The organism is Paenibacillus silvestris, from assembly GCF_009882985.1.
In the GTDB taxonomy this organism is placed as follows: Bacteria; Bacillota; Bacilli; order Paenibacillales; family NBRC-103111; genus Paenibacillus_E; species Paenibacillus_E silvestris.
This window is the reverse complement of sequence record NZ_WTUZ01000040.1, coordinates 617,535-642,637: the sequence shown is the minus strand read 5'-3', so window position 1 is coordinate 642,637 and position 25,103 is coordinate 617,535. Positions and strand designations below refer to the sequence as shown.

Genomic DNA, 25,103 nt, shown 5'->3' with positions numbered 1-25,103 from the left:
AGCAAGTGAATTGGGAGTTGTTTAGTATCATCGGAACGATCGCCTTCGCAGTGAGTGGAGCGATTGTTGCGATGGAAGAGGATTATGATATTCTAGGGGTCTACGTTCTAGGGCTTGTAACAGCATTCGGCGGTGGTGTCATTCGGAATTTGCTAATTGGCAAACCGGTTGTCTTGCTGTGGGAGCAAGGGTTATATTTTCAAATTGCGTTATTTGCTATGACCTTGGTCTTCCTGATGCCGGTCAAATACATTCGGGTGTGGAAGACGTGGGAAGCTTTCTTTGACGCTATAGGCTTGGCAGCTTTCTCTATTCAAGGTGCGTTCTATGCAACGAATATGGGGCATCCGCTTAGTGCTGTCATTGTGGCTGCTGTTTTAACAGGAATTGGCGGCGGGATGGTCCGAGATGTGCTCGCGGGTCGTAAGCCGCTTGTGTTGAAGGACGAAATTTATGCGGTATGGGGCATGTTGGCGGGTGCGTTGGTTGGTTTGGGCTGGTCGCAGGGAGCTTGGCAGATTTCCGTGCTTTTTGCACTTATCGTCATTTTGAGAATGTTATCCGTGTTTTATAAATGGAAGCTGCCTAAACGCTCTTTGCGCAATGCGATCATGGAATCAACTCGTAGATCAGACTCATAACCTAATGTTAGTCAGCTAAACAAATCGAAAGATAGTCGAGGTAAGGAAAGAGGTGAGTTTACATGGAACAAGAAGCATCCTTCATTCATCATCAAAAGATTTCCGCTGAAACCATTGCCTCACGGATTGTTCCTGTCAAAGAACTGCTCCAAACGGAGCTGGATCTGTATGAGGTTTCCAAAGATGCGGAGACAGGTGAGCATTATCTTCATTATGCTTATATGCACCGTGATTTTACAAGTACCGGAGAACCGGAGTCATTTCATTATTTGCTGCCGATTGACAGCGATGATGTGCTCGGCATGATTTTTGGTGAGCAGGGCTATGCATATCCAGAATTTTGGCGGAAAGCTTTCTTGCGCAATGGGCCAGAAGGTTTCTACATCTGGTTCGATCCCGCACATGAAGCGGAGCAGTCAGAGGATGAAGCTATCGCAGCCGATTTGCTGAATAAGCTAAGAGCTTTTAAAGAAAGCGGATCGGCCGACCCGGATGCGGTTCGCAAATTGCTTGAAGAATTGGATGAAACGCGTAAGAAAGACGACTAGGAAGTTGAAAAGCCTGTTTGCCAATGAATCAATTGGCGACGGGCTTTTTTTGTTGCATATGCGTGGGTCTAGGGAACTGTGGTACATAATTTCGCCGAATAAAGCGTTTTTCCTAGTGAATGGGAACTATGGTCCGTTATCTATTACTTTTTCGCCAAAAAGGATGAATTTCGCTCAAATAAGGGACTGTAGTTGCCGCTGGCAGTTAAAAGGACTGAATTCAGTGAAATAACGCCCCGTAGTTCTCTTGTTTCTGTGTTTGGCGGAAAGAATAAGTTCAATACGATGATTTTGTTGAAGCTATTAGTAAAAATGGGGATAAATGACCATATTAAAGCTAATCGTTATTTTTCAGGAAGGAGGATGTAAATGATGAGCATAAATGCTTATCAATTCGCAAACTTAGGGCCGCATGAGGACCTGCTGGAGGATCTCCGCAAATTAGAATCCCGAATGAGGGAACAATTAGGTTATGAAGTCTCCTTGATTGCTTACACACCAGAAGCGAAGGAAAATGGCAAGAAGTAAAGAAAAAAGGGGGGAGCTTTTTATGAAAAAAACGTTGATCCAACTTACAGTTTCGGTTGTACTAATTGCCACAGCAGCAGGCTGTTCAGCTGCAAGTCCGAACAATCATGCAGGAGCAAGTTCCTCTAACCCGAATGCTGGTGCATGGGATACGAGTCTCAGGAACAATGAGAATCCTACACTAGGTGCCAAAAGTGTCAATCAATCACCACTGCCATCCATGCAACCGACTACGCTTGATAACGTAAAAGCACACACGAATACGCACTTAACGATGAACCGGGATTTAGCCGATGGCGTCATTCAGGCGGCTCACCTTGGGAACACGGCTGTAGCGATTACGGATAACAATATTTATGTGGCTGTCGATATGGGTGGGATGCAAGCCATGGGCGTGGGTGACGATGGCATGAAGATGCTTAGTAAAACCAATGACCCCGAGAGCGGGGCGGGTTTATTCGGTTCTGGAGCGGGAGCTCAGATGGACTGGCTCTCCGCCAAGCCTCTGCCGGCAGAAAGCGCCAACGCCATAAGGAATCTGCTGACTCGGATTTATCCAGAAGCAAATATTTTCATATCTACGAATCCGCATTTCGTGAATCGCATGATGTATTACGATGGTCAGCAGCAAAACAATAAACACATGGATACGTATCTTAACGAGTTTAACACGATGATCCAGTACGCTTTCCCGAGCTATTCCACAGGCCAAAGAAACGAGCTGCCTTAAGAGAAGACTCTAGGCGCTCAAGGTTCACCTATCTCCCTCAGCCTCCCGCTGGGGGTTTTGGCATAGGATTTGACATGATCCCATTAGAAAAAGGAGTATGATGATGTTTCAACATAAAGGTGTGATCTACAGGCATGACACGTCAAAGCACAAAAATGAGCAGTAAATTTAAAGTCCGAGCCTACTGCAGCTCACGCCAATGCGATTATGTGCATCCGGATGATGTCATTCAAGCAATAAATAGTGAGACCTCCTATGCATTGGCACAGCTGTACAACGAGTCGTCTTCCAAGCCAAGCTGCCCCAAATGTGGAGAAGCGATGGCTTTCTACTCACATTCGGTTATTGAAGAACCGTGGCTGCCTTGAAAGGCTTGACAACCTAAGCTTTCCTGATAAATAGTTAAAGGACAAAGGAATCAGGAGAGGAACATCAGAAGATATGTTGACAGAAGCCATACCGCAAGAGATCCGAGAGCAGCTGGAACAAAAGAGAGAACAAATGAACGCGAACACAGAGGATGCAAACTTAATCGGAGCAGCTGCTTTTGAGGCGCCTCGTGAAGATATTTTGGTCGATACCATTATTGCACTATATTTAGGTAAAAATGTGCTGCTCAAGGGCCCAACGGGTTCGGGAAAAACGAAGCTTGCCGAGCATGTTTCGGCAATTTTCAATCAACCGATGCATGCCGTGAATTGCTCAACCGATTTGGATGCCGAAGCTTTGCTTGGGTTCAAAACGTTATCGCATGACGAACAGGGGCATTCGCAGATAGTTTTTATCCCTGGGCCGATCATGAAAGCGATGACGAAGGGACATTTTCTATACATAGACGAAATTAATATGGCGAAACCAGAGACATTGTCACTCATCAATGGTGTATTGGATTATCGGAGATCAATTACGAATCCATTTACCGGGGAAGTTATCACCGCTCATCCTGATTTCAGAGTCGTAGCTGCGATTAATGAAGGATACATGGGAACAGTGCCTTTGAACGAAGCATTGAAAAATAGGTTTGTGACGGTCGATATCCCTTATTTGCAAGGGGAAGCTTTGTACAAGCTTTTGAAGAGCAAGTCTGTTTTGCATGATGACAAGCTTTTGAGAACTTATGTGCAGCTGTCGGCTGATCTGGTAACCCTGATTGAGATGGGGCAATTGCCTGATGAAGCGGGGTCAATACGGGCGCTGCTCGATGCGTGTGATCTTACAGCTTATATTCCTCCGATGCGAGCCGTGGCCCGAGCGATTGCGGACAAGCTGGAGGATGAAAGGGAACGTGCAGCCGTGATCAACACGGCAGAAACGTTATTTTAAACCTATGTTTGTAGGAAAAATCAGTATGCTTGAGGATAAAATAGACGCTATGCTGCAAATGCAGTTGGTGGATTTGGCTCGGATGTTCACGAAACGCAAGGAACTTGAGGTGGAAGCAGCTTTTCACGCTGATTATGATGAGAGCTTGGCGCGCATGACAGTGAGCCAGTTCTGGTGGGATTATCCGCCACAGGATAAAGCTTCAGGGATGAAAAGCGATGTATACCTCCGAGGCATTGGAACAGCATGGTTTACCAGCGCTGACGCGGTGAAGACGTACCTCAAAAACAGTCAGCGATCTTCACTTCCTAAGCTGGCGAACTCCCTTTTTGCCTTGTGTGAAGATATGCGGCTGGAACGAATTTGTCGTGCCCGGAGACCAGGGACAAAGCGTGTATTTGCACAGAGGCACCGTATCTACGGGGCTTATTTCGGACATAAGCTAAGAACGCATCTGAGCAAGGGAGAACTAGCTGATGCTGTTATTTTACTGATCTACGGCTGGTTTACCGGGGCGGAGTGGAGCGCAGCTGAAAGTGTAGGGCTGACGGCTCGGCTAACGCCGTTATATCCGATTCTAGAGGGTATCGAGGAAGCGGAACATACAGCGCAGGTAGCCGCCAGTTGCGAGGCAATGGTAGACGCGCTGGCGTATTGGCTGGACAGAGATGCGAGCTCCGCTTATTTCTGGATGCAGCCAGGAGGCGGCGTGGCAGAGCCGCTGCCCGCGGGGTATCAAGGCGAGCTCAAGCGCGCGAAGCGGCTCGCCAATGAAGATGTGCTCCCCGAGCAAGAGGGGGAGCGTCAATTGCCGGGCCAGGAGCGTCTGCCGACCTGGCACCGCGAAAGCAGCGACCGCAGCCCGGGGCTGCTGCGGTTCGAGCTGGAGCGCGGCTCACGCACAGCCGCGCTTGGGTCTGCGCCCCGCGAGGGCGACGCTGCCGATCAGGCGCTCGCCATCGTCCAGGGGCGCTCGCTGCGCGCCCAGCGCACCGGCGCCGCCTCCGGCGAGCGGCGCCAGCAGGCTGCCGTGCCCGCTGCTGCGGGGCACGGGGAGGGCGATGTCGCCGCGTTCGCGACGGCGACTTGGCTGGCGCCTGAGCGGCCAACTGCTGCGCAGGAGGCCGCCTTCAGGCGCCTGAGCGAGCGCGCAGCGCCGCTCGCGAAGCCTTTGCAGCGTGCGATTAGGCGCACACTGGAGCAGAAGCGGATCGCCCCGCGCGGCGATCGCCTGTTCGGCCGGCTCGATAAGCGGCTGACGCGAGCCTTCACGCAAGAGATGCCGCGCCTCTTCTATAAGAAGCGCGCGCCGGTCCCGCAGCTCGACGCAGCATTCGCGCTGCTCGTCGACTGCTCCGCGTCCATGTACGACAAAATGGACGAAACCAAGCTGGGTCTCGTGTTATTTCACGAGACCCTCCAGTCCTTGCGAATCCCCCATGAAATCGTGGGATTCTGGGAGGACGCGGACCGCGTTACGGAGCACGAAGCACCTAACCTGTTCCAGGTTGCTGTGGGCTTCGGCTCCTCGCTGGCTTCTGGAAGCGGCGCGGCTCTGATGCAGCTGGAGCCGCAGCAGGATAATCGCGACGGCTTCGCGATTCGCTGTATGACAGAGCGCTTGCTGCGGCGTGCTGAGCGGCAGCGCATCCTCCTCGTGTTCTCGGATGGAGAGCCGTCCGCAGCAAATTATAACGACGTAGGCATTCTGGATACCTACGAAGCTGTCATGCGAGCACGCAGGCTGGGTATCGAGGTCATTTCAATCTTTTTGGCGAGCGGGGGAACCGTTCATGAGACAGAACGGGCTGCGATGCGCAATATGTACGGCCGAAGCAGCATTGTTGTGCCTCGTGTGGAGGAATTAACCGAGCAGCTCGTCCCGATTTTACGCAAACTTTTGCTGAAATCTATCTTTTAATGTCGAAATCCTTTACAATAGATCAGGGTATTTGCACAGGATTGCTGGCTATTTACCCTGTTAATACCATTCTTGTTATGTTTATTTACATACATATCCATTTGCTGTTATAAGTTTACTTCCGTTTGGAAAACATTAAGGGGGAAATCATTTCATGTACGGTGCACCATTATCAAATAAAGCGAAGAAAATTATGCTGCTGGGATCAGGAGAGCTTGGGAAAGAAGTCGTCATCGAAGCACAGCGTCTAGGGATTGAGACGATTGCCGTGGATCGCTACGCGAATGCTCCAGCTATGCAAGTCGCGCATCGCAGCCATGTGATCAATATGCTAGATGGAGAGCAGCTTAGAGTGTTGATCGAGCAAGAGCGTCCAGATCTCATCGTACCTGAAATTGAAGCCATTGCCACTCCCGTTCTTGTCGAACTTGAGAAAGAGGGCTATCGTGTAATTCCAACAGCAACAGCTTCTCGATTAACAATGGATCGGGAAGGTATTCGCCGGCTCGCATCCGAAACACTTGAGCTGAGAACAGCCAAATATGCTTTTGCAAACAGTCTTGAAGAGCTGCATGCTGCTGTTGCTGAGATCGGTACGCCTTGTGTTATTAAGCCAATTATGAGCTCTTCTGGCAAAGGTCAAAGTGTGTGCCGGACGCCTGAGAATGTGGAACAATCATGGAATATCGCAATGGAAGGCGGACGTGCCAAAAACGCTCGCGTCATTGTTGAAGAATTCATTCATTTCGAGTCCGAAATAACGCTGTTGACGGTTCGTTCCGTATCCGGAACGACCTATTGTGAGCCAATCGGCCACATCCAAAAAGATGGGGATTACATCGAATCCTGGCAGCCGCACGCAATGTCGGCACAGCAAATTCTTGATGCGCAGCATATGGCCAAAACGATTACAGACGCACTTGGCGGCTATGGCATCTATGGCGTTGAGTTATTTTTGACCAAAGATGGCGTGTACTTCAGTGAAGTTTCACCTCGTCCTCATGATACGGGTATGGTTACTATGGCGACGCAGGATCTGAGCGAATTTGCTCTGCACGCAAGAGCGATTCTTGGATTGCCGATCACGGGCATTCGCCTTTTAACGCCAGGCGCAAGCTACACGCTCAAAGCAGATCGCGAGCAAGTGGCATACACAATCAGCGGGCTAGAAGAAGCGTTGTCCGTTCCGAATACGCAAGTTCGCGTCTTTGGTAAGCCCGAGACAAAAGTCGGCCGCCGCATGGCGGTTGCGCTTAGCAGTGGGGAAACTACCGAGGAAGCACGCAGTTTGGCGAAGCAGGCCGCTGGCAAGCTTCAGCTTAACTACGAATAAGAAGTAATTTATGTACAGCCTATCGTCATCATCAGGAGGAAACGACATGGAAGCTAAACCAGCAAGACTCTCCCGAACCGTGTTGACCGAAATTATTTTGCCTGCTGACACGAATTATCACAATACCGTGTTTGGCGGACGTGTGATGCAATACATCGACAAAGTTGCAACAATCGCTTCCATGCGCCATTCGCGCAGGGGGGTTGTCACCGCTTCAAGCGACAGCTTGGATTTTTATGCGCCTGTTAAGCTTGGTGAAGCTATTCAGCTAGAGGCGTTCGTCACTTGGACGCACCGAAGTTCAATGGAAGTATTCGTGAAAATCGAATCGGAAAACCTGTTAACCGGCGAGAAGAAACGCACAGCCAATTCCTATTTAACTTTCGTCGCCTTGGATGAATATGGCCAGCCTGTTGCGGTTCCGGGCATTATTCCCGAGACGGAAGAGGAGAAACGACTTTTCGAAACGGCCGAAATGCGATATGCCGCACGCAAGCTTCGGAAAGAGGAGCGAAATTTACACCTGTAGTCGACATCGACATCGAGCAGATCCCTTGTGGGGTCTGCTTTTTTTAATGCCTCTTGCAAACTGGAGTATTCACGCGAAAAGGATTATTATGGAAAATATAAACATATTTAGACTCGAAAGGAGCTCTTAATGGGAAAAAGGATATTCCGTTCTTTGATCTTCGCCATTACTTTAGTCATTGTGTACTATGCTTTTCAAGTGTTAATGGGTTTCTATACCACATTGAAATACGTGCCGGACATCCGTGGATCGTATGCTGCAATGAACTTCGGAAGCAGTAAAGTTGCTTTCGGGATTAAGGCTGCACCTGCTGAAGTGGTGATTGAGATTTTGACAATTATGGTCATCGGTGTCGTTACATATTTATCAGGAAGCTATGTTAGGAAGAAAATAAGAAACCCTTGAAACCTACAAGAACAAACATCGTATTGAAATAAAATCGGATTTATTTTCAACTTAAACTATTCGGAGGTAATCTCACAATGAATGCACATGAAATTGATTATCGTATTTTAGGCAATGAAATGCAGTATGTAGAAATCGAGTTAGACCCAGGTGAAAGCGTCGTGGCGGAAGCCGGAAGCATGATGATGATGGATCAGAACATTCAGATGGAGACGGTTTTTGGGGATGGCAGCAGTGATAACAAAGGGTTCATGGGTAAACTTCTAGGAGCGGGCAAACGTTTATTAACCGGCGAGAGCTTGTTTATGACGGTTTTCACGAACCAAAGCGGCAGCGGTAAGGAGCAAGTGAATTTTGCAGCGCCTTATCCCGGTAAAATTATCCCGATGGACTTGTCGATGCTTGGAGGACGACTGATTTGTCAAAAAGATTCTTTCCTTTGCGCAGCGAAAGGTGTTTCCGTTGGCATTGCGTTTCAACGTAAATTAGGAGCAGGTTTCTTCGGCGGCGAAGGCTTTATTATGCAGAAAATTGAAGGCGATGGCCTTGCCTTCGTACATGCTGGCGGATCGATTAGCGAGCGTGTGCTTCGTCCAGGTGAAGTCATCCGTGTAGATACAGGCTGCTTGGTGGCCATGACGCAAGAGGTGGATTATGATATCGAGATGGTGAAAGGTGTGAAAACAGCGTTATTTGGCGGTGAAGGCTTATTCTTCGCAACGCTCCGCGGACCAGGTCGTGTGTGGATTCAATCCTTGCCGTTCAGTAGGCTGGCAGATCGTATGGCATCGGCGTCAAGAGCAGGCGGCAGGAAAGAAGAGGGAAGCATCTTAGGCGGTTTAGGTAATTTACTCGATGGGGACGGAAGATAAGTTCTAATGTCAGCATGAAGAAAGCCCGGCAGCGAATTTCACATTCGCTCCGGGCTTTTTTGGGGCTGTCTTATTTGGATCCGCCTTCTGCGAGGATGGTCTCCCAGATTGCGCCTTTGCCATACAGTTCTTTGTTGACTTTATCCCAACCGCCAAGATATTCGATGTTGAATACGCCAGCAGGTGTTGTGTAATTTTTCTCGTATTGCTTAGCAACTTCCGGCAGTACGGAGCGGAAGCCTTTGTCTGCGAATACTTTTTGAGCATCAGGGCTCCATAGGTAGTCAAGGAATGCCTGAACCGCTTCGCGATTGCCATGTTTATCTACGTTTTTATCAATGAGTGCAACTGGGTTTTCAATTGTAGTCGTGTATTGTGGGATAACTTCCACATATTTTTTGCCGGATTGAATTCGGGAAATGAGCTCATTTTCATATGTGACGATGGCATCGCCTACGCCTTTATCGAAAGTGGCAAGGGAATCAGCGCCGCTTTTATCAAGTACTTTAATGTTTTTGTAGACTTTAGCCAAATAATCTTTGGCGAAGGCAGGATCTTTTTTGCCAGCAGCTTCAGAAGTTTTGAGACCTGCGCCATAAATCGCGTTAATGTCCCATTTGGCTCCACCGGAGGTGCTTGGGTTTGGAATCAATACTTCCACGCCTGGCTTCGTTAAGTCAGTCCAGTCTTTAATGCCTTTGGGATTGCCTTCACGAACACCGATGGCCGCGATGGAAGCAGTGATATTGCCTTTGTAAGGGTTGTTTTTCCAGTCGTGAGTGATCAAGCCTTTTTCTACGATTTTTTGGATATCTCCTTCTAGGGAAAGAGGGGCAATATCCGCTTCAAAACCTTGGATAATCGCGGTAGCTTGTGAACCGGATGCCACATAGGATTCTTGGAATTCTACGGTTTGACCGGTTTTCTTTTTCCACTCTTCTTTAAATTTAGGCAAAATGACATCGAAAGAGTCTTTAAGAATGGAATATGCACCAATCGTGATCGTTACTTTTTCGGCTTTAGGTGCTGTGCTTGCCTTAGCCGTAGCTGCTGCTGTTGCTGCAGCTGATGGAGCAGGTGTGCTCGCCGATTTTGTTCCTGTTCCGCATGCTGTAAGCGTGATACTTGCAGTGAATAACGCAGCAGTGATAAGGCCTAGTGATTTGAATTTTTTCATGGTTTACAACTCCCCTTCATTTCTAAGCTTATTTTTATATAAAAACAGGCAGCGGATCTTGTTTAGCCTGATTTTCAATGACGACATTCTCAGTTTTCGTAAAGACGGAAATCTGATGGATCAAAATATTTACTTCATCGCCGGGACGATAAATTTTTTCTTTTACGGATTGATAAGCAAACAGCTTGATTGAACCTGTATCGATTTCCAGATACCAGGAGTCACCGCGGAAATGGACATGCGTTACAGTACCTTTCTCACCAGCTGTGGCTAGATGGCTAACATCGTGCGGACGAACCTCGATGGATTCAGGTCGAATCAACACGTTCACATCTGGCAGCCATTTGCCGTCCTGTTGAATCTCATTTAAGTAGGGGAACCCAACTAGCGGCGTATATTGTGAGATAACATTAGACTCACCAATGAAAGATGCGACGAATGAGGAGGCCGGCTTCGTATAAATTTCCCAAGGACTGCCTTGCTGTTCGATTTTCCCACCTTGAACGAGAATGATTTCATCAGCAACTTCGATGGCTTCATCTTGGTCATGGGTGACGAAGAGGGTGGTGACTTTAAATTCATCGATCAAATTGCGCAGCCAAAGGCGCAGTTCTTTACGAATTTTGGCATCGATTGCTGCAAAAGGTTCATCGAGCAGCAATAATTGCGGCTCAGGAGCTAATGCTCTTGCGAAAGCAACGCGTTGACGTTGTCCACCTGAAAGCTGATGCGGATATTTGCGCTCATTGCCGGCAAGTCCCATTAGGTTCAGTAGATACGTGACTCGGTCATGGATGACTTCTTTCGGTTTTTTAAGAACTTTGAGGCCATAAGCGACATTGTCAAAAACGGTCATATGTTTAAAAAGGGCATAGCTTTGAAAAACGAAGCCAATTCCTCTTTCTTGAACAGGCAGATGTGTAGCAAGCTTCCCATCGAAATAAATGTCACCTGTCGTGGGACTCTCGAGGCCAGACAACATGCGTAGAATAGACGTTTTACCGCCGCCGCTGGGACCGATTAAACCAACGAGATGCCCTTTCGTAATGCTGAAATTAACATCTTTGATGGCATGAAAAGCTCCGAAATTTTTATTCAAATTTTTAACTTCGATATGCATACAGGGTTCCTCCTTAATGACTGCTTAATTTTTCGCTTCTTCTTTTCAACCACTCGAGTGTTAGCAAAATCGTAATTGAGATGAGTCCGAGCACAAATGCGACACTGTTCGCTGCAACGAGCTGGAACTGCTCAGCATCTTGATACACGAGTGTTGTAGCCGTCTGCGTCTGGTTGATGATATTGCCTGAGACAACTAAGATAGAGCCGAATTCACCAAGCGATCTTGCAACAGTTAAAATGAGTCCGTACACGACACCCCAGCGAATACCTGGCCATGTGATTTGAAAGAAGGTACGCCATGGACCAGCGCCAAGCGTAGCCGAAGCTTCTTCGGATTGTGTACCGATTTCTTCGAGCAATGGAACGACCTCACGAACCATAAGAGGAAATGTAATGAACATCGTAGCAAGAATCATACCGGGAATGGCATAAACGATCTTCATGTTATGATCTTCGAAGAATGCGCCAAGCGCCGTATTGGGTCCGAAAATCAAGATGACCATTAAACCGACGATGACTGGTGATACGGCAAAAGGCAAATCAATCAGAGCATTGATCACTGGCTTCAACCAGCGAGAGATCCAGGAACCTCTAACGATTTCTAGTGAAATGTAAACACCGACGATTGTATTAAGTAAAGTAACGATAAGGACGATAATAAATGAGATTTTCAAAGCATGCAGCGCTTCGGGTCTTACAAGAGCATCGATAAAGGCTTGCGGACCTTCTTCAAAAGCGCCAAAGGTAATGCCTAGGAACGGCAGCATAATTAATAAGAAAATGACGAGAAACGAAATGCTAATTAAAATTTTTCTCATGCTAGGCGCCCCTTTCCGCGTGTCAATACATTGATGATCCATAAAATAAGGAGTGACAATGTAAGGAGCACAAGAGAAATCGCGGCCGCGCCTTCAGGATTATAGTTCTGCGTCTCACCGTATATATAGACCGAAGCAACCATCGTTTTTCCTGGCAAATTACCGGAGATCAATGAGATGGCGCCAAATTCGGCTAGTGATCGGGAAAAGGCAAGCATGCTGCCGGCAAGAATACCGGGGAAAATAGCAGGAAAAACAATTCGGCAGAACGTATAGAATCTGCTCGCGCCTAGTGTGAAGCTGGCTTGCTCTTCAGCGGGATCAATTTGTTCAAGCAGTGGTTGAACGGTTCGAATCACGAATGGGAATGTAACGAATACCAAGCCGATGACAATGGCTGTCTGATTGTAGAGCAGCTTAATACCGGCGTGATCGAGCCAGGCGCCTAGTGGACTAGACGGTCCAAGCAAGGTTAGGAACATAAGTCCTGCCACAGAGGTTGGCAGTGAGAAGGGAAGGTCGACCATACTGTTCAAGATGCTCTTGCCTCGGAATGTATATCTTACAAGAACATAAGCGATGATGGTGCCTACAATGGCTTGAATAATTGTTGAGACAATACTTAGTTTGACTGTAAGCAAAATGGATTTCCAGGCTAGTGGTCCTGTTACTTCCTGCCAAAAGGGCTCCCATCCTAAGGAAAAACCTTTGAAATAAATGGCGCCAATCGGAATGAGCAGAAGTACAATCAGATAGCCAATAAGCACAGATCGAACCGTAGCTTTAAATACCGTGTTAATCACTTTACACCACCCATTAATATTAATCATAGTGCTTTACTCGGAATATTAAATTGAATATATCAGTATGTGGCCGAATTTGTCAATATGCCTATTTCCGATATTTATGGATTTATTCAAAAATATTTATAAATGTTACGAAGGTACGTCAAGGTGAGTTTAACATTAGATGAAAGGATACAGGGAAAGAGCCCAGCACGTGGACAAGTTCTTGAAAAAAGCGTTGACTGAGCTATAAGGCGATGGTAACATAGGCATCAATTGATATCCGAGTAAAACAATGTGAATTATTATTTTAACGAAAGTCGACCGGATGACTGGAGACTCCCGTCTTTGCTTCTTATTTTACGAGCAGGGGTTGGGAGTTTTTTGTTTTCAAGCGACTGTGTGGCAGGTGCTAGACAAATTAGGAGTGATGCTGATGAGAGAAGTTCCGCTATCCCTTGTGAAGGCGAATCAGACAGGAATTGTTATCTTTGTTGTACTGGCCTTAGCGTTTCAATGGCCTTGGTTAATTGTAATTCTGTGGGTTATACAAGTGCTCGGATTAGCTGGTGGTGCGAAGTGGAATCTGTTCGTAACAGCCTTACAGAGGTTTTTTCCGAGAAAGAGGACAGAAACGCAAGCGCTTGAATTGACCAAGTTTAACAACGCTTTGGCAGTCTTATTTCTTTCTATATCCTTTTTAGCCTTCGCAGTCGGCTGGTCATTGGTGGGTTATCTCTTTGCCGCTGGTTTGCTTCTGGCCGCTGGCGCAGCGCTGTTAGGCTATTGTGTAGGCTGCACGATTTATTTTCAGTACAAGCAATTTGTGAGTAGACACCGAATTAAACGCGGTTAATGAATGCCAAATATGGAAAGACTCTCTACTTAGGGGGATAACTTGAGTGAGGGTTTTTCAAATCAACTTATTTTTAAGAAAATATGTTAAAAACAGGATTGACACCCTCGTAAGCGGATGCTAATATTGGTATATAGTTAATTCATACTAATCTTATCGGAATTATACGAAAGGGAGTAAACATCATGGAGCATGCCATCACTATACAAAGCGACGATATCGAATTGGCCGCTACACTGCATTACCCAACGAATCAAACAGGAGCTGCAAAAGTTGATTGTCAGCGCTGGCCGCTGATTATCATCTGTCATGGTTTCATCGGCAGCCGAATCGGGGTGGATCGGTTGTTTGTGAAGGCAGCGCGTGAGTTTAGCTCAAAAGGCTATTTGGTCTTGCGATTTGATTATGGCGGTTGCGGCGATAGCACCGGGGATTATGGTGCAGGCGGGCTGGATACTTTGATTGAACAGACACGCAGAGTGATTGATTATGCGTTGACAATTGATTGCGTAGATTTGAGCCGAGTGATATTGGTTGGACATAGTTTAGGCGGAGCTACAGCGGTTCTGACAGCAGCGAAAGATTCCCGTGTTAAAACTCTTGTGCTTTGGTCAGCAGTAGCCCACCCGCATAATGATATCGTTCGAATCGTTGGGAGAAACGAATACGAGAAATTGCCACTTGGTGGCGCCATTGACCATCATGGTTATTCACTAACCAGCCATTTTTTTGATACGTTGGCTCAGCATCAGCCTTTTGAACAACTACGTAAATTTAATGGGGATGTTCTCGTCATTCACGGAACGGCGGATGAAACGATCCCTGTAGATTATGCCCCTTTATATCAAAAGATGTTCTGGTTACGAAATGAAGGGCAGTGCGATATGGATCTGATTTATCAGGCGGATCACACCTACTCAACTTCAGGAACGACGAAAGAATTATTAGAGAAAACAAGCAATTGGCTATCCTTCATTCAAAAACAGAAAAACGATTGGAATGATTGGACGATCTGATCAAGAAGCGGAGGAATTGAAATGGCGAAACCATTAGAGTTAGATGACGTTTGGGTAGACCGAATTAAGCAGATGTTGAATGGGTTAGAATATGGATCGGTACAGATTGTCGTGCACGATGGAAAAATTGCGCAAATTGATAAAACAGAGAGAAAACGATTTGACACGGCTTCGCAATCACAGTCTCAGCTGCAAGCCGTAAAATCAGTCAAACAAACGAGCAAGGTTTAGCTATTATACGTATATTACCGATCAGCCCGCTTTCTTCGGAAAGGGGCTGTTTTCATGTGGAAAGAGCAGTATACTGAAGAGAATATAAGCAGATAAATTAGGAAGGGGGGCGCAGATAATTATGCTACAGCAGCATTTTATTTGGCGGGACGATCAGGATGTGAATCATTATGTCTACGAATGGCTTCCTGAGGAAGCGGTTACAATTAAAGGGCTTGTACAAATAGCGCATGGTATGGCTGAAACAGCAGGAAGATATGAGAGACTAGCTGAGGTGCTGACGAGAAGTGGGTATGCCGTTTACGCGAACGATCATTTGGGTCATGGGCGAACAGCCGGATCGCCGGATGCCGTAGGCAAATTTGGAAAGAATAGCTTCCAGCGAATGGTCGAGACGATGGGTCAAATTACGGAGCACATTCATAAGCGGCATCGGGAGAAGCTGCCCTTGTTCGTGATGGGGCATAGTATGGGTTCTTTTTTGACTCAATCTTACATGGGTACCTACCTCAGCCGATTCCCTAGCCAAGTACAAGGGATCATATTGTCTGGATCGAATGGCCGTGAAGGAGCTGCTCTGGGCGCTGGAATTGCTCTAGCGGCTGCTGAAGCAGCCATTCGGGGAGACCATCACCGGAGTTTACTGCTAACATCGTTGTCTTTTGGCGCGTATAATAAAAAATTCGCACCTAATCGAACGTCCTTCGACTGGTTAAGCTCAGATCCAGTGGAAGTGGATAAATACATGGCTGATCCCTACTGTGGCGTGGTGTTCACCTCAGGTTTTTTCAAGGATTTTTTCAGGGGATTGAGGGAGATTCATCGCCCAGATCATGTTCAGCGGATACCGAAGGAGATACCGCTCTATATTTTTTCGGGCGAAGAAGATCCTGTGGGCGGACACGGAAAAGGCGTGCGGAAGCTCATACGAATGTATGAGGAGCTTGGGCTTCGGAACGTTAGCAGCAAGCTTTACCCAGGAGGCAGGCATGAAATGCTGAACGAAGTGAATCGTGAGGAAGTTATGGCTGATTTGGCAGCATGGCTGGATGAGCAGGTTGGTTAGTAGCTAACAGTCCCCATTGATTTACGCAAACACACTGCTGCGCGCAATTAGATGGGGGATCTTGTTAGTTGTGAGTGATCTAAGCATTCCGCTGAAGCTGCAAGCGGATGCCTTCGCGATCGATCTGAATCCAGTACTCGACGATTCGTTCGTTTTCGATACGATAAACAGCGCTTGCGATCTCGACAATCGTTTTGCCTGTAGGAGCAAATCCGTCCACTTCGCCAATATGTGTACCGGTTTGCTTCCAACGCACGTAGACGCGATCGTTCTGCGCGATCATTTCTTGAATGACTAGTTGAAAATCACCATAGGCAGCAATCATTTCTCTGACGTGATCAGCATAATTGGCAGGTGTGCGGGGAACGGTAGTTTCGCTTTCTCCTGTCATTTGATGGGCCAGCACGTGTTCGGCCATGTAATCAAAAGCGGCATCAGGTTGTAGGCCAGAGCGAGCTTTAGCGAAAAATTGTTGTACAACTTCGGTTGGTGTCATTGACATAAAGAGGACTCCTAACAATTGGAATGTAAATGAGAATGTACGATGAGTTTACTGGAGTAACGTGAGGATTACAAGAGCAGAGTTTCAGGAGCGTGCAGCAAAAGGAACTAGAGGGCGCTATTCAAGCAAAAAACAGCGAAATGCAAGATCTGAGGGAACTGCAGAGCCTAATTGCCCTGAAAATGCGCCGCTATTCCTCCGTGAAACGGAGGAATAGCGGCGCACAGTTCCCTAAGATCGACACATCAGCTGTTTTTGCTATTATTAGCGGACCCTATTTACCCTGGAGCGACTACTTCAGCAGCTGCCGGAACTCCTCGGTCAGCAGCGGCACAACCTCGAACAGATCGCCGACAATGCCATAGTCGGCTACTTTAAAGATCGGCGCCTCGGCATCCTTGTTAATCGCGATGATGACACGCGAGGAGCTCATCCCCGCAAGGTGCTGGATGGCGCCGCTAATGCCGCACGCGATGTAGATCTCCGGCGTTACCACCTTGCCGGTTTGGCCGATTTGCATCGCGTATTCGCAGTAGCCCGCGTCGCAGGCTCCGCGGGATGCCCCAACAGCGCCGCCCAAGACGGCAGCCAGCTCTTCGAGCGGCTGGAAGCCTTCGGCGCTGCGCACGCCCCGTCCGCCGGAGACAACGATCTTGGCTTCTGCCAAGTCGATGGTGCCGGACGTTTTTTTGACCACCTCCCGAATAATGCTGCGCAGGGAGGGGGCAGGGTAGGCAACATCGATGACCGGGGCCTGACGCGAGGCGTCTGGCGCTTGCGGGGCGATGTTGTTCGGTCTAATCGTGACGACCCATGTGCCATCCGGGTCGGTAAACGCTTTCTTCTCAACGGCTTTGCCAGCGTAAAGCGGCCGAGTAAACGCCACGCGATCGCCGCTGCGCGAGATCGCCGTCACGTCCGACAGCTGGCCGGCGCCAAGCTTCGCTGCAGCCAGCGGTGCCAGATCTCGGCCAGCAGCCGTGTGGCCGAAATATAATGCACTTGGCTTTACCTCGCCAGTTACAGCTAATAATGCGCTCAAATAGGCTTCTGAGTTGTAGTTGTCTAGAGCAGCGTCCTCTACAACATAGATGGATTCTGCGCCGTATGCAGCCAGTTCGCTTGCTAGAGCTTTGGTGCCGCTCCCGCCGATGAGTACAGCATGAATGCTATCACCTTCAGCAGCAGATAACTGGGCAGCGCGTAACGCTTCAAAGGATACTTGACGCAGCTTGCCACCGCGAGCCTCGGCGACAACGAGAAATGTTTTAGCCATAATCGTAGCCTCCCTTTTGTTAAATCACTTTGGATTCATTGCGTAGTGCTTGGACAAGCTCAGTTACCTGCTGAGCGAGTTCGCCTTTGAGAATACGGCCAGCTTGGCGTTCAGGCGGCAGCGTTAATTCAAGTCTTGTCGTCTTGGCGGAACCTGAGGCGGCGCCTTCAATGTCATCCAGTGTTAAATGCTGGAACGGCTTTTTCTTCGCTTTCATAATGCCTGGCAGGGAAGGGTAACGAGGCTCATTCAACCCTTGCTGGGCGGTGAAGAGGGCAGGGAGCGGAAGCTGAATGACTTCAATGTCCCCCTCAGCATCTCGGTGAGCAACAGCTTCGCCACCAGAGATTTCAAGTTTTGTTATGGAAGCAGCATGTGGGATATCAAGAAGAGAGGCTAGGCGAATGGCTACTTGCCCAGCTCCATTGTCTACAGAGAAATTACCGCCCAGCACGAGATCGAATGCTTGACCGCGCAAGAATTGGGCTAAGATTTCAGCGACCTCGTATTCATCGCCCTGAATCCGCTCATCGGTGATGAGAATAGCCTCATCTGCGCCCATAGCGAGTGCAGTGCGCAATGCTTCAGCCGTCCTGTCTGGTCCTACGGAGAGCAAAGTGACTTTGCCCCCGAATTCATCTCGCAGCTGAATGGCTTGCTCTACGGCATATTCATCATAAGGATTAATGACGAATTTGGCGCCATCCTCTTGAACAGTGCCCGCTTGCAGAACAATTTTCTCCTCTGTATCAAACGTTTGCTTCAATAATACAAAAATGTCCATAGCCAAGCTCCTTCCTGAATATACATGTTATACAGACCCTTAAGCCTCAATGCCTTTCATGAAAAAGTTAACCGTAGGGCCGACTTGAGCAGTTAAAGAATACTTTTGCCCGGAGATGAGCCAAGAGGTCACAACTTCATCCATCCCTCCAAAGATGAGAAGCCGTACGAGTTTTACATCAAAATCAGCGTGAAAGCTCCCGTCTTGTTTGCCTCTTTCTAGTATATTTTCAATCAGGATAATATATCTCTTGAGGGCAAGGCCAATCTCTTTGCGAAGCTCCAAATCGCTTTGTCTCAGCTCAATTTGGGTGAGAAAAGCAAGATTGACATTCCCTTCAAGCTCGCTGAAATGAATTTCACAAACTTTATATAGGGCTTGTTTCGCAGTCATTTGCTCGTTGACACCCGTGTTGAACTTCTCCACAAGCTCGCCTAGTTTCTCTTGGAACAAACTGGTCAAAATATCCTCCTTCTTTTTGAAATATAAATAGATGGTTCCGTCCGCGACACCAGCTTCCTTGGCAATTCGGGATACTTGCGATTTGTGAAAGCCGTTCTCTGCGAATACTTTCAGAGCGCCTTCGAGAATTGCGTAATACTTGTCTGGTTTTTTGCTACTTGTCAAGGAGATCACCTCGGTGTTAAGATACAATTATCGGTGAATGAATACTCATTCATTTTTGTAATTTCATCATAAAATACGTAGTACGCCTTGTCAACGACTTATTCAGCCTAAGAAGCAAGTAAGAAAGTTAGCCGGCTTACACAAGCAAACAAGCATTTTTCAACTCTGGAAATAGGGTCATATGGAACTTGCTTTTTTACGATCTTTCAATGTAAGCGCTATCTTTTTATGTAAGGAGGTCCTCCATGATTGGTTCACTCATTCAATTTGTCTTGTTTCTAGCGGTTACCGGATATGCGTTGTTCTTATTTGGCCGAATTGTCTACCATCGGTATTTGTACATCCAGTTAGGAAAGTCAGTGAATTTGAAAAAGGAAGCCAAGGCTCGGTTGAAGGAATTCGCCATTCAAGTGTTTGGCCAGACGAAGCTGCTGAAGGATAAGAAAAGCGGCATTATGCACATCATCATCTTTTATGGCTTTCTTATTTTACAGCTAGGGGCGCTTGATCTGATTCTAAAAGGATTAATTGGCCGTGGGTTACCTGTCCCCGGATACGATTATTTCACCTTCATTCAGGAAGTGACGGTTGCACTTATTCTGCTGGCTATGGGTTATGCGACCTATCGTCGTTATATTGAAAAGCTTAAACGTCTCAAGCGGGGCTGGAAGCCTAGTATTGTTGTGTTCTTCATCTTTTTCCTCCTGTTATCCGTCGTTGTCAGCGGAGGTTTTGAACGGGTACGTGAGGGGCTTGGAGCCTCAGGTTATGCGCCTATATCATCGGTCTTTGCGGGGATATTTAGTGGACTTTCGCATACAGGAGCGACGATAGGGTTTTATGCCAGCTGGTGGATGCATTTGCTGATTTTGCTCTCTTTCCTGATCTATGTGCCACAATCGAAGCATTTTCATATTATTACTGCGCCAATCAATATTTTGCTCCGACGTACAGAGCCAACTGGCAAGCTGGCTTCGCTTGATTTGGAAGATGAGGAGGCAGAATCGTTCGGTGTCGGTAAAATCGAGGATTTTACACAAAAACAGATGCTCGATTTCTACTCCTGTGTAGAGTGTGGTCGCTGTACGAATGTTTGCCCTGCGAATACGACAGGCAAGCTGCTTTCACCCATGCATCTCATTACGAAGCTGCGCGATCATTTGACTGAAAAAGGCGCTGCCATCACGTCCAAATCGCCGTGGGTTCCGGCGGCGGCATTCGCCACACATAGCGGGCATAACCCGTTAGATGTGGAGCTGATCGGCGGCGTCATCACGGAGGAGGAGCTCTGGGCTTGCACCACCTGCCGTAATTGCGAGGATCAATGTCCAGTCGGCAATGAGCATGTAGACAAAATTATAGATCTGCGCAGACATCTGGTTCTGACGCAAGGCAGTATGCCGCATGACGGACAGCGTGCCCTGCAAAACATTGAGCGTCAAGGGAATCCGTGGGGAATCAGTCGGAATGACCGTGTGAAATGGGTGAAGGAAGTAGATCCGAGTAATGAATTGAACGTCCGTACGGTGAAGGAAAATCCCGATTTTGAGTATCTATTCTTCCTAGGCTCAATGGGGGCTTATGATAACCGAAGCCGTAAAATTACGCATGCTTTTGTGAAGCTGATGAATGAAGCAGGCATTTCCTTTGCTATTTTGGGGAATGAGGAGAAAAATTCCGGCGATACCCCCCGTCGTATGGGGAATGAATTTCTTTTCCAACAGCTGTGTGCCGACAATATTGCGACTTTTCAAAAGTATAAGGTTCAGAAAATCGTAACGACCTGCCCGCACACCTATCATATATTCAAAAATGAGTACCCGGAATTTGGCCTGGAGGCCGACATTTTTCATCACACAGAACTGCTCAATCAATGGGTGAAAGAAGGGCGCTTGAAACCGCAATATGAGGTGCACGAACGCATCACGTATCACGATTCTTGTTACCTGGGCCGCTACAACGAGGTGTATGAGGAACCACGCAGCATATTGCGTGCTATTCCAGGAGCTGTATTGGTGGAGCAACCGCGTTCTCGTGAAAACAGCATGTGCTGCGGTGCCGGAGGCGGCATGATGTGGATGGAGGAAACCGCTGGCACGCGAGTTAATGTAGCACGCACGGAGCAGTTATTGAGTGTGAATCCGACGGTCATCTCTTCGGCCTGTCCGTATTGTTTAACGATGGTGGAGGATGGAACCAAGCTGAAGGAGGTTGAGGAGCGAGTCAAAGCGCGAGATATCGCGGAAATTCTAGCTATGTCGGTATTTGGAACAGCTTAAGACAGACTGAAAATTTCATGTAGGAGGATATATCCATATGACAAAGATTCGTACTGCTGCCGTAATCGGCTCCGGTGTGATGGGCTCCGGCATAGCTGCCCATCTAGCAAATGTAGGCATTCCCGTGTTATTGCTCGATATGGCGCCATCTCAATTGCTGCCGCAAGAGGAAAGCGCAGGTTTAACGCTGGAGCATCCGAAAGTACGGAATCGTCTGGCGGTTAGTGCGATGGATAAGCTCAAAAAGACGAATCCAGCTCCTCTTTATAGTGAAGCCTTCATCGATCGAATTACTCCTGGCAACTTGGAAGATGATTTGGCAAAGCTCAGCCATGTGGATTGGATCATTGAAGTCATTGTGGAAAATTTACAGGCGAAGCAGCAGTTATTAAGCCGTATTGAAAAGGTTTGGAAGCCGGGGACGATCGTTTCTTCTAACACGTCCGGTATTTCCATTCATGGGATGATCGAGAACACAAGCGATGACTTTAAAAAGCATTTCTTAGGCACTCATTTCTTTAATCCGCCTCGCTATATGAAGCTTCTCGAAGTCATTCCAAGTAAACACACAGACCCGGCGATTATTTCCTTGATGACCGAGTTTTGTGAGAAGAAGCTGGGGAAAGGTGTCGTGCAAGCCAAAGATACGCCGAATTTTATCGCTAATCGGATTGGCACTTATGGGCTTCTGGTTACACTGCGTGAAATGCTCGCGAGCGGATATTCCGTTGAAGAAGTCGATGCAGTGACGGGGCCTGCTATGGGGCGTCCCCAAAGCGCAACGTTCCGAACGCTGGATTTGGTCGGTCTGGACACTTTTGTACATGTCGCGAATAACGTGTTTGGACTTGTAGATGATCCGAGTGAGAAAGCTGTTTTTGACACGCCAGCTATTTTACAGACTATGGTGGAAAAAGGTTGGATTGGGGAGAAGACAGGTCAAGGGTTTTATAAAAAAGTAAAAAGTGAATCTGGAAAAGAAATCCAATCGTTAGATTTAAACAGCATGACGTATGCGGCAAGCCGCAAAATTAGTGCAGCCTCCCTGGAAGCTGCCAAACAAGCCAAAGGCACAAGCGGAAAGCTTAAGGCGTTGCTGGGTACCAAAGACCGATACTCTGAGCTCGCGTGGAACATTTTGAAGCCAGTGCTGCTGTACTCCGCGGCTAAATTAGATGAAATTGCTGATTCTGTTGTCGAGATCGATAATGCGCTCAAGTGGGGATTTAACTGGGATTTGGGGCCTTTCGAGACGTGGGATGCCATTGGACTTAAGCGTTCTGTGGAGCGAATGGAGGCCGAAGGCAGCGAGGTGCCTGACTGGGTCAAAGCTTGGATTGCCGCGGGCAACGACAGTTTCTATACAAGTAAAGATGGACACAGCTTTTACTATTTGAAAAATGAGTACCAAGGCGTAGAAACAAAACCCGAGCTTATCTCTCTGGCAGCGTTAAAGCAGCAAAATAAAATCATTCGCTCGAATAGCGGGGCAAATTTGATTGATCTTGGCGACGGTGTTGCCTGTCTGGAGTTTCAATCTCCAAACAATGCGATAGGCGGAGATATTCTCACTATGATTCAGCAGAGTGTAGACGAAGTTCGCAGCAATTACCGCGGGCTAGTCGTTGCAAATGAGGGGAAAAACTTCTGTGTTGGCGCTAATTTAATGCTGCTGCTCATGGAGGCGCAAGACGGCGAGTGGGATGAAGTGGACGGCATTATCCGGTTATTCCAAAATTCTATGATGAAGCTCAAAAGCCTTGATAAACCTGTGGTTGCTGCCCCTCATAAAATGACGCTCGGCGGCGGTGTTGAAGCTTGTATGCCGGGAGATCAAATTATTTTCTCATCGGAGACGTATTATGGACTTGTTGAGGTTGGCGTGGGCTTAATTCCTGCAGGAGGCGGCTGTAAGGAACTGGCGCTTAGGGCGAGCTCGCTAGTGCGTGATCCTGAGGTAGATCTGCAGCCTTGGATTAATGCAAGCTTTGAGACTGTAGCGATGGCCAAGGTTTCGACGAGTGGTCATGATGCGAAACGGCTTGGTTATATGAGGCCCCAGGATACGGTCGTTATTAATCCGGATCATCGGATTTATGAGGCTAAACAAGCCGTTTTGCGCATGGATGCGGCAGGTTATACCCCGGCTGCGCAAGAGAAAATCCGCGTTGTCGGCGAAAATGGCAAAGCGGTCATGCAGGTTGGTGCTTACTCCATGAAACAGGGCGGCTATATCAGCGATCATGATGTGCTTATCGCTAACAAGTTAGCGCATGTGCTGGCAGGCGGGAATGTCCCGGCTGGCACTTTGGTTACTGAGCAATATTTGCTCGATTTGGAGAGAGAAGCTTTTCTTAGCTTGTGTGGGGAATTGAAGACCCAGCAGCGTATGCAATATATGCTTTCTAAAGGGAAAGCGCTGCGTAATTGATGGTGGATGTGAATGGAAGCGCGACCTGAAATGCATGAGTGAGAACTCCTTATTATTCTAATTGAGGTGAGAAATGATGAAGGAAGCAGTCATTGTATCGATTACGCGTACCGCAGTCGGGCGCGCGAAGAAAGGCAGCTTCGCTCAAACGAGAGCGGAGGATCTAGGCAAAGCCGTCTTGGAGGAGGCTGTGCGGCGGGCCCCTGGCCTGGACAAAGGCGACGTAGACGACATCATCATCGGCTGCGCCATGCCAGAAGGCGAGCAAGGGCTCAACTTCGCCCGCACGATGTCGCTGTATGCGGGTTTCCCGGTGACCGTACCGGCGATCACGGTCAATCGCTTTTGCTCCTCCGGGCTGCAGGCCATCGCTTATGCGGCGGAGCGCATTATGCTGGGCCACGCGGAGGTGATCATCGCCGGAGGCGTAGAGAGCATGAGCCACGTCCCGATGACGGGCTTCAAGCTCTCGCCGCATCCGCGGCTGGTTGAGACCATGCCCGAGGTGTATATGGGCATGGGGCATACCGCCGAAGCTGTGGCGCAGCGCTTCGGCATTACGCGCGAAGCGCAGGATGGCTTCGCGACGCGGAGCCATCGGCTGGCGGCGGCTGCGATTGCAGCCGGCAAGTTCGTGGATGAGATCGTGCCGGTCAGCACGAGCGTGAAGGGCATAGACGAACGCGGCAAAGCGTTTCAGCGTTCGTTTGTATTTGCCGCGGATGAGGGCGTACGCCCCGATACATCCGTGGAAGGGCTTGCCAAGCTGAAGCCTGCGTTCAGCTTGAACGGCACGGTGACGGCGGGCAACGCGTCACAGACGTCGGACGGCGCAGCGGCGGCCGTGCTGATGAGCCGCGAGCGCGCGGAGGCGCTCGGGTTGAAGCCGCTGGCGACGTTTAAGGCTTTTGCCCTTTCCGGTGTGGAGCCGGAAATTATGGGGGTTGGCCCGGTGAAGGCGATACCGAAGGCGCTGCAAATGGCGGGGATCACCCTGGATCAGGTGGATCTTTTTGAAATTAACGAAGCATTCGCTTCGCAATGCGTGCATATTATTCGCGAGCTCGGATTGAACGAGGAGCTGGTGAATGTGAATGGCGGCGCGATTGCCCTCGGGCACCCGCTAGGTTGCACCGGCGCGAAGCTGACGACCTCATTAATTCATGAGCTGCAGCGGCGCGGCGGCGGTTATGGTGTAGTTTCGATGTGTATCGGCGGCGGGATGGGTGCTGCTGGTGTGTTCCAGGTGCATGCTTGACTGCAATGGAGTGTAACTAACTGGAAAAATTCCTGCTAATCCTTC

Annotated in this window: 26 protein-coding genes; 18 read left to right on the top strand and 8 right to left on the bottom strand. The window is 48.3% G+C overall.

Annotation, left to right across the window (positions count from 1 at the left end; genetic code table 11):
• Nucleotides 1-5 precede the first annotated feature (5 nt).
• The 11 genes from GQF01_RS34955 (at nt 6) to GQF01_RS34905 (ending at nt 8,830) form a co-directional block, all read left to right on the top strand.
• Entirely contained in the window at nt 6-641 is a 636-nt protein-coding gene (locus GQF01_RS34955; RefSeq protein ID WP_145655003.1) for a trimeric intracellular cation channel family protein, read from the top strand.
• Between the two features lie 62 nt (nt 642-703).
• Entirely contained in the window at nt 704-1,189 is a 486-nt protein-coding gene (locus tag GQF01_RS34950) for a hypothetical protein (protein ID WP_161411924.1), read from the top strand.
• Between the two features lie 369 nt (nt 1,190-1,558).
• Entirely contained in the window at nt 1,559-1,717 is a 159-nt protein-coding gene (locus GQF01_RS34945; protein ID WP_161411923.1) for a hypothetical protein, read from the top strand.
• Nucleotides 1,718-1,739: 22 nt separating this feature from the next.
• A complete protein-coding gene (locus tag GQF01_RS34940; protein WP_161411922.1) occupies nt 1,740-2,447 on the top strand; it encodes a YhcN/YlaJ family sporulation lipoprotein in 708 nt (235 codons plus the stop codon).
• A 134-nt stretch (nt 2,448-2,581) separates the two neighbouring features.
• Nucleotides 2,582-2,815, top strand: coding sequence for a hypothetical protein (locus tag GQF01_RS34935; protein ID WP_161411921.1), 234 nt, complete (start codon nt 2,582-2,584; stop codon nt 2,813-2,815).
• Between the two features lie 73 nt (nt 2,816-2,888).
• Nucleotides 2,889-3,770, top strand: coding sequence for an ATP-binding protein (locus tag GQF01_RS34930; protein ID WP_161411920.1), 882 nt, complete (start codon nt 2,889-2,891; stop codon nt 3,768-3,770).
• 25 nt (nt 3,771-3,795) lie between these two features.
• Nucleotides 3,796-5,691, top strand: a complete 1,896-nt coding sequence (locus tag GQF01_RS34925; protein WP_235960819.1) for a nitric oxide reductase activation protein NorD — start codon at nt 3,796-3,798, stop codon at nt 5,689-5,691.
• A 154-nt stretch (nt 5,692-5,845) separates the two neighbouring features.
• Nucleotides 5,846-7,024 carry a formate-dependent phosphoribosylglycinamide formyltransferase gene (purT, locus tag GQF01_RS34920; RefSeq protein WP_161411918.1) on the top strand — a complete coding sequence of 393 codons (1,179 nt, stop codon included), beginning with the start codon at nt 5,846-5,848 and terminating at the stop codon, nt 7,022-7,024.
• A 46-nt stretch (nt 7,025-7,070) separates the two neighbouring features.
• Nucleotides 7,071-7,553, top strand: coding sequence for an acyl-CoA thioesterase (locus GQF01_RS34915; protein ID WP_161411917.1), 483 nt, complete (start codon nt 7,071-7,073; stop codon nt 7,551-7,553).
• Nucleotides 7,554-7,682: 129 nt separating this feature from the next.
• Complete coding sequence (locus GQF01_RS34910) at nt 7,683-7,958, top strand: hypothetical protein (protein ID WP_161411916.1); 276 nt, start codon at nt 7,683-7,685, stop codon at nt 7,956-7,958.
• 77 nt (nt 7,959-8,035) lie between these two features.
• Complete coding sequence (locus tag GQF01_RS34905; RefSeq protein ID WP_161411915.1) at nt 8,036-8,830, top strand: TIGR00266 family protein; 795 nt, start codon at nt 8,036-8,038, stop codon at nt 8,828-8,830.
• Nucleotides 8,831-8,900: 70 nt separating this feature from the next.
• Here GQF01_RS34905 and GQF01_RS34900 read toward each other — a convergent pair whose 3' ends face one another.
• From GQF01_RS34900 to cysT, 4 genes are read right to left on the bottom strand one after another with little or no spacing between them, the layout of a single operon-like run.
• Complete coding sequence (locus GQF01_RS34900; protein WP_161411914.1) at nt 8,901-10,007, bottom strand: sulfate ABC transporter substrate-binding protein; 1,107 nt, start codon at nt 10,005-10,007, stop codon at nt 8,901-8,903.
• Between the two features lie 34 nt (nt 10,008-10,041).
• The gene (locus GQF01_RS34895) at nt 10,042-11,127 is read right to left on the bottom strand and encodes an ABC transporter ATP-binding protein (RefSeq protein ID WP_161411913.1); all 1,086 of its coding nucleotides are present in this window, start codon (nt 11,125-11,127) and stop codon (nt 10,042-10,044) included.
• Between the two features lie 13 nt (nt 11,128-11,140).
• Nucleotides 11,141-11,947, bottom strand: a complete 807-nt coding sequence (locus GQF01_RS34890; RefSeq protein ID WP_161411912.1) for a sulfate ABC transporter permease subunit — start codon at nt 11,945-11,947, stop codon at nt 11,141-11,143.
• Nucleotides 11,944-12,750, bottom strand: coding sequence for a sulfate ABC transporter permease subunit CysT (gene cysT / locus GQF01_RS34885; protein ID WP_328803593.1), 807 nt, complete (start codon nt 12,748-12,750; stop codon nt 11,944-11,946). Before cysT ends, GQF01_RS34890 begins: the two co-directional genes overlap by 4 nt.
• Before the next feature lie 418 nt (nt 12,751-13,168).
• Between cysT and GQF01_RS34880 the strand changes: the two genes are divergently transcribed.
• From GQF01_RS34880 to GQF01_RS34865, 4 genes are all read left to right on the top strand, one after another.
• Complete coding sequence (locus tag GQF01_RS34880) at nt 13,169-13,588, top strand: DUF4395 domain-containing protein (RefSeq protein ID WP_161411910.1); 420 nt, start codon at nt 13,169-13,171, stop codon at nt 13,586-13,588.
• A gap of 185 nt (nt 13,589-13,773) precedes the next feature.
• Entirely contained in the window at nt 13,774-14,604 is an 831-nt protein-coding gene (locus GQF01_RS34875) for an alpha/beta hydrolase family protein (RefSeq protein WP_161411909.1), read from the top strand.
• A gap of 21 nt (nt 14,605-14,625) precedes the next feature.
• On the top strand, nt 14,626-14,835 hold the full coding sequence (locus GQF01_RS34870) for a YezD family protein (RefSeq protein WP_145654988.1): 210 nt from the start codon (nt 14,626-14,628) through the stop codon (nt 14,833-14,835).
• Nucleotides 14,836-14,956: 121 nt separating this feature from the next.
• Nucleotides 14,957-15,901, top strand: a complete 945-nt coding sequence (locus GQF01_RS34865; RefSeq protein WP_161411908.1) for an alpha/beta fold hydrolase — start codon at nt 14,957-14,959, stop codon at nt 15,899-15,901.
• Nucleotides 15,902-15,980: 79 nt separating this feature from the next.
• Here GQF01_RS34865 and GQF01_RS34860 read toward each other — a convergent pair whose 3' ends face one another.
• The 4 genes from GQF01_RS34860 to GQF01_RS34845 form a co-directional block, all read right to left on the bottom strand.
• Entirely contained in the window at nt 15,981-16,397 is a 417-nt protein-coding gene (locus tag GQF01_RS34860) for an ester cyclase (RefSeq protein WP_161412121.1), read from the bottom strand.
• A gap of 298 nt (nt 16,398-16,695) precedes the next feature.
• Nucleotides 16,696-17,679, bottom strand: coding sequence for an electron transfer flavoprotein subunit alpha/FixB family protein (locus tag GQF01_RS34855; protein WP_161411907.1), 984 nt, complete (start codon nt 17,677-17,679; stop codon nt 16,696-16,698).
• A gap of 19 nt (nt 17,680-17,698) precedes the next feature.
• A complete protein-coding gene (locus GQF01_RS34850) occupies nt 17,699-18,463 on the bottom strand; it encodes an electron transfer flavoprotein subunit beta/FixA family protein (RefSeq protein WP_161411906.1) in 765 nt (254 codons plus the stop codon).
• Between the two features lie 39 nt (nt 18,464-18,502).
• On the bottom strand, nt 18,503-19,090 hold the full coding sequence (locus tag GQF01_RS34845) for a TetR/AcrR family transcriptional regulator (RefSeq protein WP_145654979.1): 588 nt from the start codon (nt 19,088-19,090) through the stop codon (nt 18,503-18,505).
• Nucleotides 19,091-19,335: 245 nt separating this feature from the next.
• On the opposite strand from GQF01_RS34845, the gene GQF01_RS34840 reads away from it, so the two are divergent.
• The 3 genes from GQF01_RS34840 (at nt 19,336) to GQF01_RS34830 (ending at nt 25,058) form a co-directional block, all read left to right on the top strand.
• Complete coding sequence (locus GQF01_RS34840; RefSeq protein ID WP_161411905.1) at nt 19,336-21,369, top strand: heterodisulfide reductase-related iron-sulfur binding cluster; 2,034 nt, start codon at nt 19,336-19,338, stop codon at nt 21,367-21,369.
• Between the two features lie 37 nt (nt 21,370-21,406).
• Nucleotides 21,407-23,800: a 3-hydroxyacyl-CoA dehydrogenase/enoyl-CoA hydratase family protein gene (locus GQF01_RS34835; RefSeq protein WP_161411904.1), complete on the top strand. Its 2,394-nt coding sequence runs from the start codon at nt 21,407-21,409 to the stop codon at nt 23,798-23,800.
• A gap of 76 nt (nt 23,801-23,876) precedes the next feature.
• Nucleotides 23,877-25,058: an acetyl-CoA C-acyltransferase gene (locus GQF01_RS34830; protein ID WP_161412120.1), complete on the top strand. Its 1,182-nt coding sequence runs from the start codon at nt 23,877-23,879 to the stop codon at nt 25,056-25,058.
• Nucleotides 25,059-25,103 lie beyond the last annotated feature (45 nt).